Source organism: Natronincola ferrireducens, from assembly GCF_900100845.1.
GTDB lineage: Bacteria > Bacillota > Clostridia > Peptostreptococcales > Natronincolaceae > Natronincola_B > Natronincola_B ferrireducens.
In genome coordinates this window covers 750,415-767,145 of record NZ_FNFP01000001.1, presented here as the reverse complement: position 1 = coordinate 767,145, position 16,731 = coordinate 750,415, and the positions used below count along the sequence as shown (strand labels likewise).

Below are 16,731 nucleotides of genomic sequence, written 5' to 3'. Positions count from 1 at the left end.
ATAATGTCCAGTATGGAAAAATACTGGACATTATAATATCTACCCTATTTTGATTATTGGTAACGATCCATCATGTTAAATCTAGTACCCTTTCCTCTCATCATATTAAAGCCAGCACCTCCCCCACCCATCATAGAGTTATGCATGTTAATCATACCTTCTCTTCCAACAGATTCCATCATTCTGGCTTTGTTGCCATAGCCATTCTCTCTCATTAAATCAATCATTTTCTGATAATCTTCCTCAGATAGATTATTCATAAACTCATCCATTGATCTAAAGTCTCCTTCTTCCATCCAGATAGCCATGTCCTCAAAACCATTTTCTCTCATTGTTTGAATCATATCTTCATTATTTCGGCAGTGGTTGCTAAAGCTTCTTTTTGTTGTTCCTTCTTGGGCCAAATAACCTCTTCTAGCATTCATATGTCTTACAAAGTTTGTTTCCTCAGCAAAGGCATAACCCCCTATTGATGTTGCTGCAATAATTGCTACCCCTGCTAATAGTAATAATCTCTTTTTCATAGTATCTTCCTCCTCTATATTTTTTAAGTAACTTTTTTAACTTACTTACATTATAGAAAAACATTTTGAAGAAATTATGAAGATATCTATTAAAATAGCATCTCTATTAGTTCATAGAATAAAAGGGGATTATTTGACGAGCTCTATTGTTAATTTTTTTAAATAAAACAGCGATATACGCTTCATAATCTCTTCACATCTTTTGTTTAAAATAAGGAAAAATAAATGGTGCGATCATAAAGTTAAAAAATTAGTTGCAAACTAAAATCAATGGAAAGGAATGATAGGCAACTTAATATGTATTCTTACCATATCACAATCCCATTCAGCCCAAATCTCACCACAATGAAGATCCACTATTTTTTGGAAATTGCTAATCCTAGCCCCGAACCTTCAATATTGCTAGATCTTGAAATATCAACTCTGTAAAACTTCTGAAACATTTTATTCAACTTAATATGAGAATCCACTCATTATCTCACCCTCCCTCTAATTATCCTATTGATATCTCTTTGTTATTTATATCAAGAATTGAAATCCTATAGGTGCCACCTAAGTTTTCCTCCACTAAATTAGCCAGTTCACTTAATGCATTCTTGAAATCATCCATTCGACTGTCATCAACTAATTCTATGCACAGAAAGGCATTTTTTGTATTTTCAGTAAGCATTGTTCTGACAGATTCACGCCAATTCCAGCATCTGCACATAGCTCCTTCATCATCCTTATACACTATTTCCCCCTCATAGGGTGGTGCATTCTTGTCTGTACCTAGAGTTATAAACGATTCATCACCCTCTGCCTTGGTCAATCTGATACTACCAACAAAAGTATCAATATCCTCTCCTCCACAAGGCAATGCATACTTAAGAGAAATAGAATTGTAAATATCAACGAGAGGATTGATAGTACCAATATGATCCCCCTTGTGTACACGTTTCAGCAACGCTTCAATCGATGACCTTGCTCCTTTTTTTGTTTTGAACTTTTGAAAAGCATCTCTCCAAACTTTAATGACATCGTTACTACTGAAATCTGCTTCCTTCAAAAATTTAAGAGCTTGCTTCTCGGAGCTTTGAATTATCTCTTTGTACTGATCCATCTCCTTTATGGTATTGTCGATTCCATGAAAAACAACAACTCCGATCTTTGCTTCAGGGAACAAATCCCAAAACTGGTTTTCAACAATGAAATTTTTCATAAAAGCATTCCTCCTAAATTGTAAAATTTTATATAAAATACTATTTAATATCTTCTAGGGGTTTACCCATGGAAGATACGGTTATCTGTTTTTTTCCTTTAATTGATTAGAGTAGGTTAAATACGTCAAAACAGTCACACCTAATTCTGTTATAACAAAGGATACCCAAACACCATAGATGCCAAAGAGAGCACTAAGAAGTAGTACTACAGGAATCAAAAGTAAACTACTTCTTAATATAGATATTACCATTGCTTTGATAATGTTTGAAGTTGCACTAAAAAATGAGATTAAAACAATATTTATTCCAGCAAAAACGAACCCAGCAAAATATATTTTTAATCCAACTTCAGCTATCGTTGCAAGAACCTCATTATTTTGACCATTGAAAATTGAAACAATGTTGTTTGAAAAAATAACTACTATTAAGTATATCGTTATTGATAACCCAAACGTAGTTACTAAACTATAATTTAATATGGTCCTTAATCCATTCCTATCAGATTTGGCATAGTAATTACTAACCAGTGGCTGTATACCCTGTGCCAATCCTGTAAATAGGGCTGTGGCTATAATTGCAACATTGGCAATAACTCCATAGGCAGCAACTCCGATATTACCTGCTATTTTTAATATCACAATATTAAAAGTAAATAGTGTTATAGATGACGCAAACTCTGTTGCAAATGAGGGTAATCCAAGGATCATTATTCTCACTAATCTCTTTATTTCTAGTTTGTACTTATATAACCGTAAACTTTTGCTACTGTATTTAAAATGAGTTGTCAAAATGGACAGGCTGATAATCGGCGATAATCCTGTTGCAAGAGCAGCTCCAAAAATCCCCATAGATAAAGGAAACATAAATATATAGTCTAGTATGATATTTGAAAAGCTACTTGCTATCATAGCTATCATTGCCAATCTTGGGCCATTATCATTTCTAACAAATGCCAGGACTATATTGTTCAGAATGAAAAATGGCGAAAATCCTAATATAGTAGATATATAGATTCTAGTTAAGGCTAATGTATCCTCATCTGCACCTAAAAATAATGAAAGCTGGGTTGTAAAAAAGAAGCTTATCAAGAGGAATATTGCTGAAAACAGAAGTCCGATAAATAAAGTGCTCTGAAAAGAGGTCTTCTGTGAATTATTATTTTCAGATTTTCTAAGGGTAAAATCTATAGCTCCGCCTATTCCTACCATAAGACCTACACTCTGTATCAGTGTAAATATAACTATGCCCAAATTCAATGCTGTAAGACCTATGGCACCTAGTGCTTTTGAAATGAAGTAAGTATCTGCTAGTATATAAATCGATACTCCCACCATAGCCAAAATATTGAGTGATGTATATTTAAGAAAATCTAATTTTATTTTTTTCATGGCTTCCTCCTAAACGAAAAAAAGTGCCAAAACCACTTCTTCTAAGACCTAACGAAGTACTTTTGGCACTTTTTATACTTACCCGGTGGCAAGTATAGTGCTATATATTTATTTTCTAATAATTTTATATGAATTATTGGCCTATGTCAAGATTTATGGTTTTTTTAAAGTGAACTCTCACTCAAAGATTATAAAACACACTGTAGCACTAAACACGATACATAATAAAAAGAAAATTCTTTGAAAATACCCTAGCATGCTGCTTGTCTAACTCAAACATATGATTACACAAAATATTTACCTTTACGTTATTTTCCTTATTTCTGCGTAAAAGTATCCCCTCCTAAGAAAAATTCGCTCTATCAGTGTAACACACTCCACGAGCCTTGAAGAGACAATAATGATGTCGTAGGGGGATACTATCCCCTTAGTGGATGGCTATTTTAAGCTAATAAAGACTTATATTCAAATTAAATACACCTAATCAGGTGTATTTAAAGTAAATTCTCATATTTTTGTTTTCCATATAAAACCCTCATAATGATAGCTTGTTTCTTTTCTTCCTCGACTAAATAAAATACTATATAATTATCAACTATTAATTTTCTATAACCCTTATTTCTTAGATATTCATCAGCCACATAATTACATGAAAAAGGAAAATCTTTCAATCTCATAATTTCTCTTTCTATTCTTTCTAGAATATTGCCGGCTACTGATGCAGCAAATAATTCCTCTGATATATATTTAAAAATATTATCTAGATCTGCTACTGCCCTTGGGGTCATTTTTATGCTATATTTATTTACCATACCTATCTTTTAAACTTTTAAATACTGCCTCAGCATCTAAAAGTTCTTCTCCATTATTAATTTGATTTTCAGCTTCTGCTAACTTTTCATATAAATCTGCTTTAGCTAATTTATCTTTATAGGTTTCCATACTCATAACAACTAAGTGTCCATATCCATTTTTTGTAATATAAATAGGTTCTTTATTTTCTTCGCAAAGTCTTGATATTTCAGTTGTATCTCTTAAATCCTTTATTGGCCTTATTTCAATCATAACATTGCCTCCTTGTTAATATTATGACTTTATTATAGCATAATTATGCTTGGTTTCCTATTTGTTTTACTAATTTCCAATAAGTATTATTTTCTGCATTCTCATACCTTAGCTATGCAGCTTTTATATTTATATTATGTTGATTATTATAAAATATTGCTTCTTTTATATCTTTAAATTTAATCTCTAGACTGTCATCGTAATAACCACATACATGAGAAAATGTTATATCTGATTTGTTTAGCCTCTTTGCCTCATACCAAGTTTGACGGACACAGAATCGTGATTGTATAATTAAATCATGAAAGGGTGTTGAAAATGTCAAGTAATAACAATCGATATGATGATGAATTTAAAGCCAGTGCTGTAAAAATGGTGATAGAAAAAGGTCGACCAATTAGTGCTGTAGCAAAGGATCTAGGAGTATCAGAACCTGCACTTAGAAGATGGATAAAAGCAAGTACTGAGCCCGAAGATGCTGCTTCCAAGAAATTAGCTGAATTGGAAGCAGAAAACAAAAGACTAAAAAAAGAATTAGATGACGCTAAGGACACAGTAGAAGTACTAAAAAAGTCAGTAGCCATTTTCATAAAACCACAGAAGTAAGAACTGCTACTAAATATGAATTTATTAAAATAAACGCTTCTGGGCATTCTGTGGAGAAAATGTGCAATTTACTAGAAGTGTCCCGAAGCGGTTATTATGACTGGGTTGGTAGACCTTCATCCCAAAGAGAAATAAAGCATAATAGAATACTTAAAGAGATTAAAAGAATCCACAAGAAGCACCCAGTATGGGGCGTTGATCCAATCTGGGCTGAGGTAAAAGAAATAATCCCCTGCAGCCGCAACACAGTCTATAGCATTATGAAGAAAAACGGTATAAAATCAAAGCGTAAGACAAAATGGAAGGCAACCACCAACAGCAATCATAATCTAGCAGTAGCACCAAATCTATTAGAACAAAACTTTGATATAAAAGTACCAAATACCGTCTGGGTAGGAGATATTACCTACCACTGGACAAAGGAAGGCTGGCTATATACAGCCATTGTTAAAGACCTATGCACCAAAGATGTAGTTGGCTATGCTATGAGCGACAGAATGACCAAGGAACTAGTTATCAAGGCAATGGAGATGGCTTTAAAGCGTGAGAAACCATCACTTGGATTAATATTTCACTCAGATAGAGGAAGCCAGTATTGTTCAAATGACTTCAAAGATCTGTTAAAAGTCAATCACATAAGTCAAAGCATGAGCCGTAAAGGTAATCCCTATGACAATGCCTGTGCAGAGAACTTCTTTAGCTGCTTAAAGTGCGAATGTACTAATTTTTATTCCTTTAGAACTAGAGAAGCCGCTAAACAAGCTATATTTGAATATATAGAAGTCTATTATAACCGCCAAAGGCGACATGCAGCCTTAGGTTGGATAACTCCTGCTGCCTATAATAAGATGTGGTACTGGAATCTTGCAGGATAAATATAGGTTTTGGAATAATTGCTTAGCGCTAAACCAACTTGAGTTTCTTGTTATGTCAAGGGCGGCACAGCCGTTCATTTAACCCTTGATATTACTAGAAATTTAAGTATAATACTTAAAGCAATACTCCAAAAGCCGAGATATTGGAAGCAAATCCTAGGAATTTAATTTGATATCAAGATATGCTCACGAAACGGTGTCCAAAAAAGCGAGAAAGACTCAAATCCTTTCCTCTTTATATTATGTGTTATCAATCTCATCGTTTATTTTTCTAAACTCTAACTTTTCAAATTCATAGAATGCTCTTCTTGATAAACCTAGATAATCATCCATAATTTTAATCATATTATCCAATTTATCTTTTGATCCTTGACATAAATCTCTGAATTCTTCATAAACACTATCCATTGCCTTCTGAATATAACCCTCTAAATATTCATCATATGCTTCTGCACTATATTCATTTTGAAGTATCTGAATCGCTCTCTCAGAACAATCAAAACAAGCTAATTTATATGCTTCCTATTACATATGATTTAAGTTTCATATTTTGATGGCATCTCTTGGTGTTAATACCATTACTTTAATTTTATAGTATCCTCTATCTTTTCTCAGCCCAAGAACCCATTATTTACCAAATGTATAGACTATTCTACCGACATATTTCTACAAAATATACCAACATTAAAATCCTTAGTAAGATCTGAGGACTTTAGTCTTGGCATATCTTATTAACTTTAAATCTACAAATACCTCCAAGTAGATAGTCTTTTTTTATTAATTAGGCTATCTACTTGGAGGTATCAGATCAATCTTAATTTGGTTTTCTAAACTTTAAGTATGCCTCTGCTTCGTCCCCCGTTAGAGTTTGCTTGCCAGGTTCTATGTCAATATCCAATGGAGGATCTGCATATGGGTCTTGATATTTCATTGGATATGGAACATCAACTTCAAGGGAAAATTCATTTGATTGGTTGCTTTCCATTACTTTAACGTCAGAATCATCATAATCCTCCTTATGGAATTTGCTTGTTTCTGGTACCTGAGATTCATAAGCATAGGCAACATAAGCACCTATTCCAATTAGTAAAACTGATACAAAAATAGATAGGGTAATCATTGATTTTTTCATTTTCTTACCATTCATAATATTCAACAACCTCCTTTTTACATTATTTTTGTTACTACAAAATTTAATTACATAATTATCACCAATATTAGTTCTTTTCTTAACTCCGTAATCCAATACTGATAGTATCATCTGACCATAACCTCTTCGGCTTTCAGCATCCATTTTTTTCACAACTTTTTCATCACATGAAAGTTCACAGTAATTATTTATCTGCTTACTGAGATGATAAATTACTGGATTAAACCAATGTACTGCTTTTGTTATCATAATCACCAACTTTATAAGTAAGTCACCTCGTTTTATATGAACAAGCTCATGGGACAAAATCATAATAAGTTCTCTATCCTTAAATTGAACATCTGGTAGTACCACAATTGGATTGAAAAATCCCATTACCATTGGTGTTGTAGCATTGCTACTTATGATTATTTGTGCATTACTATGTTCCGTATTGTAAATCCTGTGGTTTTGCAATATAAAATATCTAAAATTAACATACTTTTTTATATTTAGCATAAGAAAAATTATCATACCAGTTACCCAAATAAGAATTATCCATAGCATTATTTCATCTATTTTTTCGGACTGAGGCATCATAGTAAGCAATTGATCCATAGGATTTAAATTTTTTGATTGTTTTATCAAACCCATACTTTTGTTATTAAGTATAGGACTTGTCAAATCTATCAGTTCATTGATAACTTTAGTACCCCCGAGAAAGAAAAATATAGGTATTAAACTTGTGTAATAATGCCAAGTCTGTGAAAATAGTTTTTGTGTGATTGGTTTGAAAACATTTTTGATAATCCAAAGAATTGCCCCTACCAAAGAAGCAATAATTAGAGAAGATACAAAGCTCATCATTTCTCACCAGCCTGTTCAACAAACCAATCTTTAAGCTCATCAATATCATTTTTACTTAAACCTTCATCTTCAACAATAGCAGCTATAAAATTTTTAATATTTCCATCATATAGACGATTTAAAAATTCCACTGACTCATATTTCTTGTACTCATCTAATGTAAGAGTAACATAGTAAAAATTTACTTTCCCATCCATAGATTTTGTTAAGAATCCTTTATTAATCAAGCGTTGCATTATGGTTGACAAGGTCGAAGTTTTCCAGTCTTTACTTCTGAAAACATCCATAAGCTGTGCGACAGTTACAGGTTCTTTTATTTTCCATATTTCCTGTATCACTTCCATTTCTGTTTCCGATAACTTTCCCAAATTCTTCATGGTGTGCACCCCCATTATTAATGCGACAAGTTGTCGTACATAAATAGTACTACATCTTGTCGCAGTTGTCAATAATAATTTTATAATTCTTCCCGTTATATATTTATAAGTATTATACAAGAAAAACGTTGAGATTTGTGTATTTTGAGATTTTAATATTTGTACATTTCCATATTAACATTTACCCTTACAATAAAGACACCAAGATTCTCATCTTAATGTCTTGGATCCTTCTATATACAATTTACATTTTAGGGTGTCATCTTTAAAAATTACCTTATGTCATCTATAAATTACCCCAAAAATAGGGGACAAAAAACGGTGTTTTTTCACCGATTTTTGTCCCGAGTTTCATCCTCAAACCACTATATGTGTTGGTCAAACTCGATTATTTCTCCTTATCACCACAATACGTCATCAGAATTATACTCTCAACATGGGGTGTATGAGGAAACATATCCATACATTGTACCTTTTCTATTTTATAGCCTTTACTTTCAAGCTCTACAAGATCTCGAACCATTGTTTTAGGATTGCAGGAGACATAGACAATTTTATCCGAGGCAAAGCTTATGATATCCTTTAGAGCTCCTGGATGTATTCCTGCCCTTGGTGGATCAATTATAATAATATCAGGCTTTTCCTCAAGTTTCTTCACTTCTTCTTTTACATCTCCAGCAATAAAAGTGCAGTTATCAAGGTTATTCAGCTTAGCATTTTCCCTTGCTGCTTCAACAGCATCTTCAACAATTTCAATGCCTATCACCTTTTCAGCATTTGGAGCTACAATTTGTCCTATGGTGCCAGTACCACAGTAAAGGTCAAATACTATTTGGTTTTCAGCTTCACCTACAAAATCCCGTACGATAGAGTAGAGCTTTTCCGCCCCCCCGGAGTTGGTTTGAAAGAAGGAAAAGGCTGATATTTTAAATTCTAATCCCAATAGCTTCTCTATGACATAATCCCTTCCAAATAAAATATCAGTTTTATCACTTTTTACTACATCGGCTAAATCATCATTGAAGGTATGTAAAAATCCTACAATTTTCCCCTTTAGGTCCATAGCTACCAATTCATTAACCAAGTCCGTTATATCTATTTGACTTTGGGTGGTGGTGACAAGATTAATTAAAATTTCCTCTGTGAATCTAGCTTTCCTTATTACTAAATGCCTTAAGTATCCTTCATGCCTGCGGGTATTATAATAGGAAAGATTTTTATCTCTAAAGTATTCTAAAATACTTATAAGAAGCCTTCTAAAATCTTCATCCATAATTCTACAGTCATCCACCGTTACAATGTCATAATGTCTACCACGCTTATGCATACCTAAGGTTAATGGTCCTCCCTTTTCTTCATCCCCAAAGGAGAATTCCATTTTGTTTCTATAATCAAAAGATTGAGGACTACCCTCTATACCTAACCACTGATATCCCTTTAATTCAGCTTCTTCAAAAAGCTTTTTCACTTGGTTTTCTTTTAATTCCAGCTGCTTTTCATAGTCTATTGTCTGTTGAAAACAGCCACCGCATTTTCCAAAGTGTCGGCAGGTGGACTGGGTCTCGAATGGTGATGGCTCTACAATCTCCATGATTTGTGCCTCTGCCTTTTTGTTTCTGATTTTTTTGATAAAAGCCTTTACCACTTGTCCAGGGATACCATGCTTCACTGCCACCTTCACATTGTCCACATAACCATAGGCTTTCCCACCAAATTCACTGTCTTCTATTTTAAATTCTACAATTTCCTTCTTTTTTATCAATGTTTTCACTCCCATTATATATCTTCAATAATTTATGTATCGTTAGTTTGCAACAAAATTCAAAAAAATATAGTGACCCATCGGAATTGTTGGTCACTATATTATATCCTAAATCTATTTTATAATCAAAACCTTATCATTTAATGGCCTTCAAAATATAGGCTGGTGCTAAAAATTCCTTTGTTTTCTCAAATTCCTTCACCAGGTTTTCCGTCAACTCTACAAAACCATCGGTCAAATGCTTGTTTTCTAAATCATTAGCTCCCTTAATTAAGGTTTGTTTTCTTTTATCTAAAAATTTCACTGCCATTTCAGCATTGATTTTTTCCTGGAATTCCTTCCAATGGATGTCTTTAAAATCCAATAGTTTTAATACCTCTTGTAAATCATTGGGATGTATTTCACTAAAGACGGTCATAGCCTTTAATACACTAATACTTTTAATAATTCTGAGCCTTTTAGACCAATAGGGATAATCGCTGGTATCTACAGACCAGATGGGCATCTCCTCTGTAATCAGTAGCTTCCCACCTTTTTTCAAAACACGATGTAATTCCTTCAGTGCCTTTACCACCCTCAAGGGAAATTGTTCTACAGAGGATAAGGTATAGTTGCAAATAATAACATCAATGGAATCAGAAGGAACAAAATACAGATCACCTAGATCTCCCTTTCTCAAGGTAAGCTTTGTAAAAGCTTCTCTCATATCTTCTTCAATCTCATCAAAATGACTATCATCAATATCCACAGAGATTAATTCAGTATTCCAGCTGTTTTCTACTACTTTCTTAGCGATGAGTCTAGTAGTATTGCCCCAGCTGGTTCCACCTTCTAAAACTACCTTTCCCTCCAAATTAATTCCTTCCCAAAGAAATTTTTCAGCAGTGACGATCTTATACATACTATCCCTCCTTCTAGCTACATTTGTCATTAATACTTTTGATTAATATAGTTTTCTATTAAAGATCTTCTAATCCCCTCCTTAAAAACCCCCTCTTCCTTTAGTTTATTTAGAAGCCACTGGCTTCTTGAATGGAAAATAACCTGGTCATGATTTTTAAATATAATTTCAAATAGATTTTCCTTCAAATAAGAAGAGGTTACTTTAATATAGTAAGCCTCCACGTCATAATAATCCAGTAGTTCAATGGTTTGTAGGGTAGTTTGATCTTTTTTATGATAATAATAATTTACTTTATCCTCATACTCTTTATGAAGCTCAGGATGTTTTTCATACCTTTTAATTTCCTTTGCCTTTAGGTAGCAATATTTTGCCATCATATTATAGTATTGGTAATTATATACTGCCTTATTAAAATTATCTACCCTTTTAAAGGGCTTAATATTCATTTGCTTTATGTATCCATAGCTTTCTTCTATATATTCTTTTTTAGTAATATCTCCTTTTTTAAACTGCTGTATTAAGCTTTGTCGTTGATTAAAGAATTTTTCAAATATATTTTCTCCTTGAACATACCTCATCTTTAACACCCTCTATTACGTCATATTTAATTAAACAGATGTTAAGGAAAAGACTCCTTGAGAGGAGTCTTTATCTTTTCTTTAGTTTAATTCTTTTGCTAATCATAGAATAAGATAGAAATAACATCATAATTCCAATAAAATAAACATTGATTTGATAATTAATAGAGTACAACGTCATCAAAGCTACAATTCCACCACACATCGTAATCGGGATACCCATATAAACCCCATCAAATTCCATAATGTTATATCTGGCTAGTCGATAAGCTCCCGATATTGAAAAGATTATCATAATTAATATTCCAATAACTCCAAATGTTGCCAAATGAAAACTCCAAATTAAAACAGCAGGTGCAACACCAAAAGAAATTAAATCACATAATGAGTCTAGTTCTTTGCCAATTTCACTTTCAGCATCCAACTTTCGAGCCAATTGTCCGTCAAGTCGATCTGTAAATGCAGCCGTTAAAATTAATAAAGCTGAAATCGTATAGGATTCATTTATTATACTTACGATGGCTAGTATTCCCAAGGTTAAGTTAAAAAAAGTAAACATATTTGGTATATGTGCTTTTACTCTCACCTTTTTTCACCTCTATTCCTCATAATCTCAATAATTGTTTTTTTCTAATTATTCATCAACTATTATAACCTCTTACTATACATTTTACTTCATTTTTGTTGAAATTCATAGTCTAAAATTGAGAAAACTATTTTTCAACTTTTACAACAGCAACAAACTTTTATTATAAATATGAATTATAATGTTTAATAAATATAGGCATTATATTATATATACAACACAATTCTGCTCTTTTAGTTTGATTGACGGTTATTAAACTAATATGATACAATTTAAATGTTTATTATAAAAATATTACATAGGTATGCAAAATTGTATTTTCTTATATTAATCGTTCAATTTTCCTTTATGATGCTATTGAAAAAATAGATAAAATATTTATTTAGGAGGAATATGTTATGCCATTAGTAACAAGTAGAGAACTCTTTAAAAGAGCCTATGATGGAAAGTTTGCCATCGGAGCCTTCAATGTAAACAACATGGAAATTATTCAAGGTATTGTTGATGCCGCTAAGGAGGAGAAATCCCCTTTGATTCTTCAGGTTTCAGCAGGAGCTAGAAAATATGCTAATCCTACTTATCTGAAGAAATTAGTAGAAGCAGCTGTTGAAGATTCTGGGTTGCCTATTGTTCTTCACTTAGATCATGGTGAGGACTTTGAAATCTGCAAGCAATGTATTGATGATGGTTTTACTTCAGTGATGATCGATGCATCCCATCACCCCTTCGAGGAAAACATCGCTATTACAAAGCAGGTGGTGGAATATGCCCATAGTAAGGGTGTTGTTGTAGAAGCAGAGCTCGGCAGGTTAGCTGGGGTAGAGGATGATGTAAATGTAAGTGCAAAGGACGCCACCTATACCGATCCCCAACAGGCAGCAGAATTTGTAGAAAAAACTGGTGTGGATTCTTTAGCTATTGCCATAGGTACCAGTCATGGAGCTTATAAATTTAAAGGAGAACCAAATCTAGATTTTGAAAGACTTCAAGCAATTGCTAAGCTTTTACCAGGTTTTCCATTGGTTTTACATGGTGCTTCTACTGTATTGCCTGAATTTGTAGAGCTTTGCAATCAATATGGAGGAAATATTCCTGGAGCACAAGGAGTACCTGAAGATATGTTAAGAAGAGCTGCTTCATTGGGTGTATGTAAAATTAATATTGATACCGATCTTCGTTTGGCTATGACAGCAGCCATGAGAAAAAGTCTTACAGAAAACCCAGGTAACTTTGATCCAAGAAAGTATCTGGGTGAAGGTAGAACAGCTATTAAGGAAATGGTTCGCCATAAAATTGCCAATGTTTTAGGCTGTAACAATTTCCTATAAAATCGGATTTGCTCCTGAAGGAATTTTTATCCCCTGGAGTTGTAATCAAATTTATTTTAATGCTATATTGCTAAAAACACCACAAAGGGACTCCTAGGAGTCCCTTTGGCTTTAAGGTGAATAATTATTTGACTCACCTTCTACTCTGTATACCCTTTACAGTAAAACCTATATTTGCAATACTAAAACCTCTTTTTACTTCTGTTTTATAGAAAACTCAACTGTAAATTCTTCCTGTTTATCTATCTCCAGCTGCTGCAGCTTCTGCAAAAATTTTACTAAGCTCTATTTTATCTATTACACGCTTATATTCCGAATCCATTTCAACTATATTGTATTCAAAACCTGCTTCATTCATAATTTCTAGATAAGGGATTGGGTCAAATGCTTCTAAAGAATGTACCCCCTTCTCGGTCCAGATTTCTCTACCAATCAATTCAATAGCAATGGCTGCTCCAAAACCTGTTTGGGCTACGACAGCCTGCATACCCCAACGCCTCATTGATTCTTGGTTATCTAAGGGCTGATACATGAAGATTTCTCGTTTTTTACCATCTTTAATACCTATACAATGAACACCAACACACATCCTGCCAATCATTTCATTCCCAATATCAGTTGGTTGTGGAGCAACTGCAGCAACAACATCCCTAGGGTAAACTTCTATACCATCCAAATTCACTGGATTTAAACTTCTAAGACCTAATGCTTGAATAACTTTTAATGCCCTTACCAGATTTTCATCTAAAGCAATTTTAAATGTGCATTTTTTCAATCCATACTTTTCTAAATATCTTGGCATACATGCTACTTCTTCGTGTTCAACTTTTACAAGTTTATTTGGTCCTACTCCTTCTGGCATATCAAAAATTTCTTCACCAGCAAATGGAGGCTCTACGATAAATCCTTTTTCTTTATCCCATTCTACGTTTGGATTTAAAACTTCATCTAATACTGTCCAAACATTAAACCCAAATACTATTTCGTCTTCTTTTGCAGATGGTATACTCAAATTACCACCATCTTTTACATGTATTTCATGTAATTCATCAAATAGATACTCCGCTGCAAATTTAGCAAATACGTTAACAACCCCTGGATCTATTCCTAGACATATAGCTGCTAATAAACCTTTTTCTGCCCACATATCAGATCTATCAAAGTTATAGTCTGTCATAAACTGCTGGAAGCACTGTTTTCCGACACCATACATCTCTTTTGGATCTGTCTTCGGTAAAGACCAAGTCCCCATATTTGCATATTGTACTCCAGCCTCATAAGCAGCATCGAAAATGTTATCTGCTACAAAGGGAGCCGCTGCATCCATTACAAAATCACAATTGTGTTTTTTAATTAGTTCTATAATCGCTTCCTTATCCTTAGCATTAACTTGAGCAGGAACGAAACGCTTTGAGTCACCTAGGCTAGCAGCAACTTCCTCTGCTCTGTCCATATGATAGTCTGCACAAACAACATATTTTAACCATTTACTTTTAGGGTCTCTTTCCTTTAAAATTTTAAGAATTGACTCTCCAACTCCACCTGTCCCGATCATTAACATCCTCATATTTACTTCCCCTTTTCTTATCATTTTATTCATTTTGCGAATTTAAACATATTGTTTTGTGTCTATTCACTGGCCAATGTCAGGTTCCTGCTAATAACACTTTCACAATTTCGCCTCCAATTTTATAATTGTTTGATGGGTATATTTATAATGCATCAATCATTAATAAATGGATAAATGATTGACATTATAATCACTTAAATCCTAATTAAGAATGTGAACAAATATTTTTCTAACAACTATTCATCAGTAATAAAACCTTTACAATATTTTTTCCTATTATCTAAAAAATCTTTTAACCAAAGGTTTGTTATATTTAATTATTTTTAGAATTTTCTATAAATTAATTATATTACAATACACTTTTTTGAAGTAGATATTATGTTGCTTCATTTTATATACAATATTGCTTTATAAAATTATTTTGATTTTTAAAATAGCAACATGTGTATAATAATTTCCACAACATATGGTAATAACTTTGTTTTACCTCTAATTTTATCAACACTGTAAATAGATATAGTAAAAATCTAAAGCCCCTTGAACTCAATAGTTCAAGGGGCTTTAGAAATGTAATTGCTTTATATTATGACTCTGTGCTAAATAAATATTGTTTTGTTTCCTAAAGCTTTGATTTTGCTAAAAGTTTCCTTAGATATCTAGTTCCACCAATTAGAACATGTATATACATTTTGCATTCTATTAACAACACTTTACTACTACAGATCCTATATTATTTGTATTGTAAACTACTTTACCATTTGTTATCGTCATAACAACCGGAATCCTATGAATAGAATATGTATCTGTTTCAAAGATATTTTCTCCTAATACTACTAAATCAGCATATTTTCCTTCTTCAATTGAACCAATTTTGTCATCCATTCTAACTTGATATGCAGCATTAATTGTATAAGCTTCTATAGCCTCTTCAATTGTCAGTCTTTCTTCTACAGGCTCTAAAACTGGAAAATCCTTTTCTCCATAAACCTGACGTGTAACTATCATCTCAATGTTCTTTAAAGGCTCGTGACCTAACTCTGAAGCTGAGTAATCACTGCTTAATGTTATTTTAGAACCGTTTTTAATAAGGGTTTTCATTAAAAATAATTCTTTAGCTCGATCACCTAATGCTATTTCATTATTTTCATCATTAACAAACCAAGCACCTGTTGTATTGGCAATGACATTATATTTGCCAAATAGCTCTCTGTCTTCTCTTCTTACATACTGAGTATGGGCATTTGTAAGCCTTGTATCATGATAACCAGCCTCTCGAACTGCTTTAGCCGCCATAAGATTTTCAAAAATAGTTCTATCTCCTATACCGTGAAGATGAATGTCAAATCCTGCTGCTGCTGCTTTTACACATATATTATAAAATTCTTGAAAAAGACCATGGCATCCCGCTTGTAATAATGAAACCCTGGAATAGGATCTGGGTGTTTTCTGTCTACACCAGCTACCTCAAATGCTTTTGAGTTTCCCCAACCAGAGTGTCCACCAGATGATAGAATAAAGATTGGCTTGTCTAGACATAGTGCATCTAAAACTTCTTTCTTTGGTCCCTTCTCATCAAACAAGTCCTCATTATATCCAAAACCAAAGTATTCATTTCTTTCAGGATTTTCTTCTATATATTTTTTTATGCTTTTTAATGTTTCATTATAATCTGCCGTCATGTCTATCTTAACACCCATTGAAAAAAATGCTGCCATATTGGGGTGGGCATGGGCATCAATAAAACCCGGTAGAAGCATCTTTCCTTCAAGATCTATTACCTTTGTATCCCCTCCAATAAACTTCTCTACCCCTTTGTTATCTCCTACATAAACAATTTTCTCATTGGCTACAGCTACAGCCTCAGCCCAGCTTCTTTCCTTATCAACCGTATATACAATGCCATTTTGAAATACCATTTCTGCCGGTTTTAGTACATTTACTTCCATAATAATCATCCCCCATTCCAAAAA

The 16,731-nt window shown here is 33.1% G+C and carries 18 protein-coding genes; 3 read left to right on the top strand and 15 right to left on the bottom strand.

What is annotated here, in order from left to right:
• Positions 1–53: 53 nt before the first annotated feature.
• From BLS22_RS03485 to BLS22_RS03460, 5 genes are all read right to left on the bottom strand, one after another.
• Complete coding sequence (locus BLS22_RS03485) at positions 54–524, bottom strand: hypothetical protein (RefSeq protein WP_090550371.1); 471 nt, start codon at positions 522–524, stop codon at positions 54–56.
• A gap of 493 nt (positions 525–1,017) precedes the next feature.
• A complete protein-coding gene (locus tag BLS22_RS03475) occupies positions 1,018–1,725 on the bottom strand; it encodes a B3/B4 domain-containing protein (RefSeq protein ID WP_090550369.1) in 708 nt (235 codons plus the stop codon).
• A gap of 81 nt (positions 1,726–1,806) precedes the next feature.
• Entirely contained in the window at positions 1,807–3,114 is a 1,308-nt protein-coding gene (locus BLS22_RS03470) for an MATE family efflux transporter (RefSeq protein ID WP_090550367.1), read from the bottom strand.
• 494 nt (positions 3,115–3,608) lie between these two features.
• The gene (locus BLS22_RS03465; protein WP_090550364.1) at positions 3,609–3,926 is read right to left on the bottom strand and encodes a type II toxin-antitoxin system RelE/ParE family toxin; all 318 of its coding nucleotides are present in this window, start codon (positions 3,924–3,926) and stop codon (positions 3,609–3,611) included.
• Positions 3,916–4,179: a prevent-host-death protein gene (locus BLS22_RS03460; RefSeq protein ID WP_090550361.1), complete on the bottom strand. Its 264-nt coding sequence runs from the start codon at positions 4,177–4,179 to the stop codon at positions 3,916–3,918. Before BLS22_RS03460 ends, BLS22_RS03465 begins: the two co-directional genes overlap by 11 nt.
• Before the next feature lie 318 nt (positions 4,180–4,497).
• On the opposite strand from BLS22_RS03460, the gene BLS22_RS03455 reads away from it, so the two are divergent.
• Together BLS22_RS03455 and BLS22_RS03450 are read left to right on the top strand one after the other, a co-directional pair.
• Complete coding sequence (locus BLS22_RS03455) at positions 4,498–4,785, top strand: transposase (protein WP_090550358.1); 288 nt, start codon at positions 4,498–4,500, stop codon at positions 4,783–4,785.
• Between the two features lie 23 nt (positions 4,786–4,808).
• A complete protein-coding gene (locus BLS22_RS03450) occupies positions 4,809–5,660 on the top strand; it encodes an IS3 family transposase (protein ID WP_143011239.1) in 852 nt (283 codons plus the stop codon).
• Positions 5,661–5,900: 240 nt separating this feature from the next.
• Here the strand turns inward: BLS22_RS03450 and BLS22_RS14995 are convergent, their stop codons facing one another.
• The 7 genes from BLS22_RS14995 to pssA form a co-directional block, all read right to left on the bottom strand.
• Positions 5,901–6,068, bottom strand: coding sequence for a hypothetical protein (locus BLS22_RS14995; RefSeq protein WP_176762037.1), 168 nt, complete (start codon positions 6,066–6,068; stop codon positions 5,901–5,903).
• A gap of 406 nt (positions 6,069–6,474) precedes the next feature.
• Complete coding sequence (locus BLS22_RS03445) at positions 6,475–7,656, bottom strand: M56 family metallopeptidase (protein ID WP_090550351.1); 1,182 nt, start codon at positions 7,654–7,656, stop codon at positions 6,475–6,477.
• Complete coding sequence (locus tag BLS22_RS03440; protein ID WP_090550348.1) at positions 7,653–8,033, bottom strand: BlaI/MecI/CopY family transcriptional regulator; 381 nt, start codon at positions 8,031–8,033, stop codon at positions 7,653–7,655. Before BLS22_RS03440 ends, BLS22_RS03445 begins: the two co-directional genes overlap by 4 nt.
• A gap of 388 nt (positions 8,034–8,421) precedes the next feature.
• The gene (gene rlmD, locus BLS22_RS03435) at positions 8,422–9,795 is read right to left on the bottom strand and encodes a 23S rRNA (uracil(1939)-C(5))-methyltransferase RlmD (RefSeq protein ID WP_090550345.1); all 1,374 of its coding nucleotides are present in this window, start codon (positions 9,793–9,795) and stop codon (positions 8,422–8,424) included.
• 136 nt (positions 9,796–9,931) lie between these two features.
• Complete coding sequence (locus BLS22_RS03430; protein ID WP_176762035.1) at positions 9,932–10,696, bottom strand: class I SAM-dependent methyltransferase; 765 nt, start codon at positions 10,694–10,696, stop codon at positions 9,932–9,934.
• 29 nt (positions 10,697–10,725) lie between these two features.
• Entirely contained in the window at positions 10,726–11,277 is a 552-nt protein-coding gene (locus tag BLS22_RS03425) for a DUF6648 family protein (protein ID WP_090550339.1), read from the bottom strand.
• 70 nt (positions 11,278–11,347) lie between these two features.
• Complete coding sequence (pssA, locus tag BLS22_RS03420) at positions 11,348–11,863, bottom strand: CDP-diacylglycerol--serine O-phosphatidyltransferase (protein WP_244269447.1); 516 nt, start codon at positions 11,861–11,863, stop codon at positions 11,348–11,350.
• 398 nt (positions 11,864–12,261) lie between these two features.
• On the opposite strand from pssA, the gene fba reads away from it, so the two are divergent.
• Entirely contained in the window at positions 12,262–13,191 is a 930-nt protein-coding gene (gene fba / locus BLS22_RS03415) for a class II fructose-1,6-bisphosphate aldolase (protein WP_090550336.1), read from the top strand.
• A gap of 238 nt (positions 13,192–13,429) precedes the next feature.
• Here the strand turns inward: fba and BLS22_RS03410 are convergent, their stop codons facing one another.
• The 3 genes from BLS22_RS03410 to BLS22_RS03400 all read right to left on the bottom strand — a co-directional run bounded on the left by BLS22_RS03410 (position 13,430) and on the right by BLS22_RS03400 (position 16,707).
• Positions 13,430–14,758, bottom strand: a complete 1,329-nt coding sequence (locus BLS22_RS03410) for a saccharopine dehydrogenase family protein (RefSeq protein ID WP_244269446.1) — start codon at positions 14,756–14,758, stop codon at positions 13,430–13,432.
• Positions 14,759–15,460: 702 nt separating this feature from the next.
• Positions 15,461–16,084: an amidohydrolase family protein gene (locus BLS22_RS03405; protein WP_244269467.1), complete on the bottom strand. Its 624-nt coding sequence runs from the start codon at positions 16,082–16,084 to the stop codon at positions 15,461–15,463.
• A gap of 38 nt (positions 16,085–16,122) precedes the next feature.
• Positions 16,123–16,707, bottom strand: coding sequence for an amidohydrolase family protein (locus BLS22_RS03400; protein ID WP_176762034.1), 585 nt, complete (start codon positions 16,705–16,707; stop codon positions 16,123–16,125).
• Positions 16,708–16,731 lie beyond the last annotated feature (24 nt).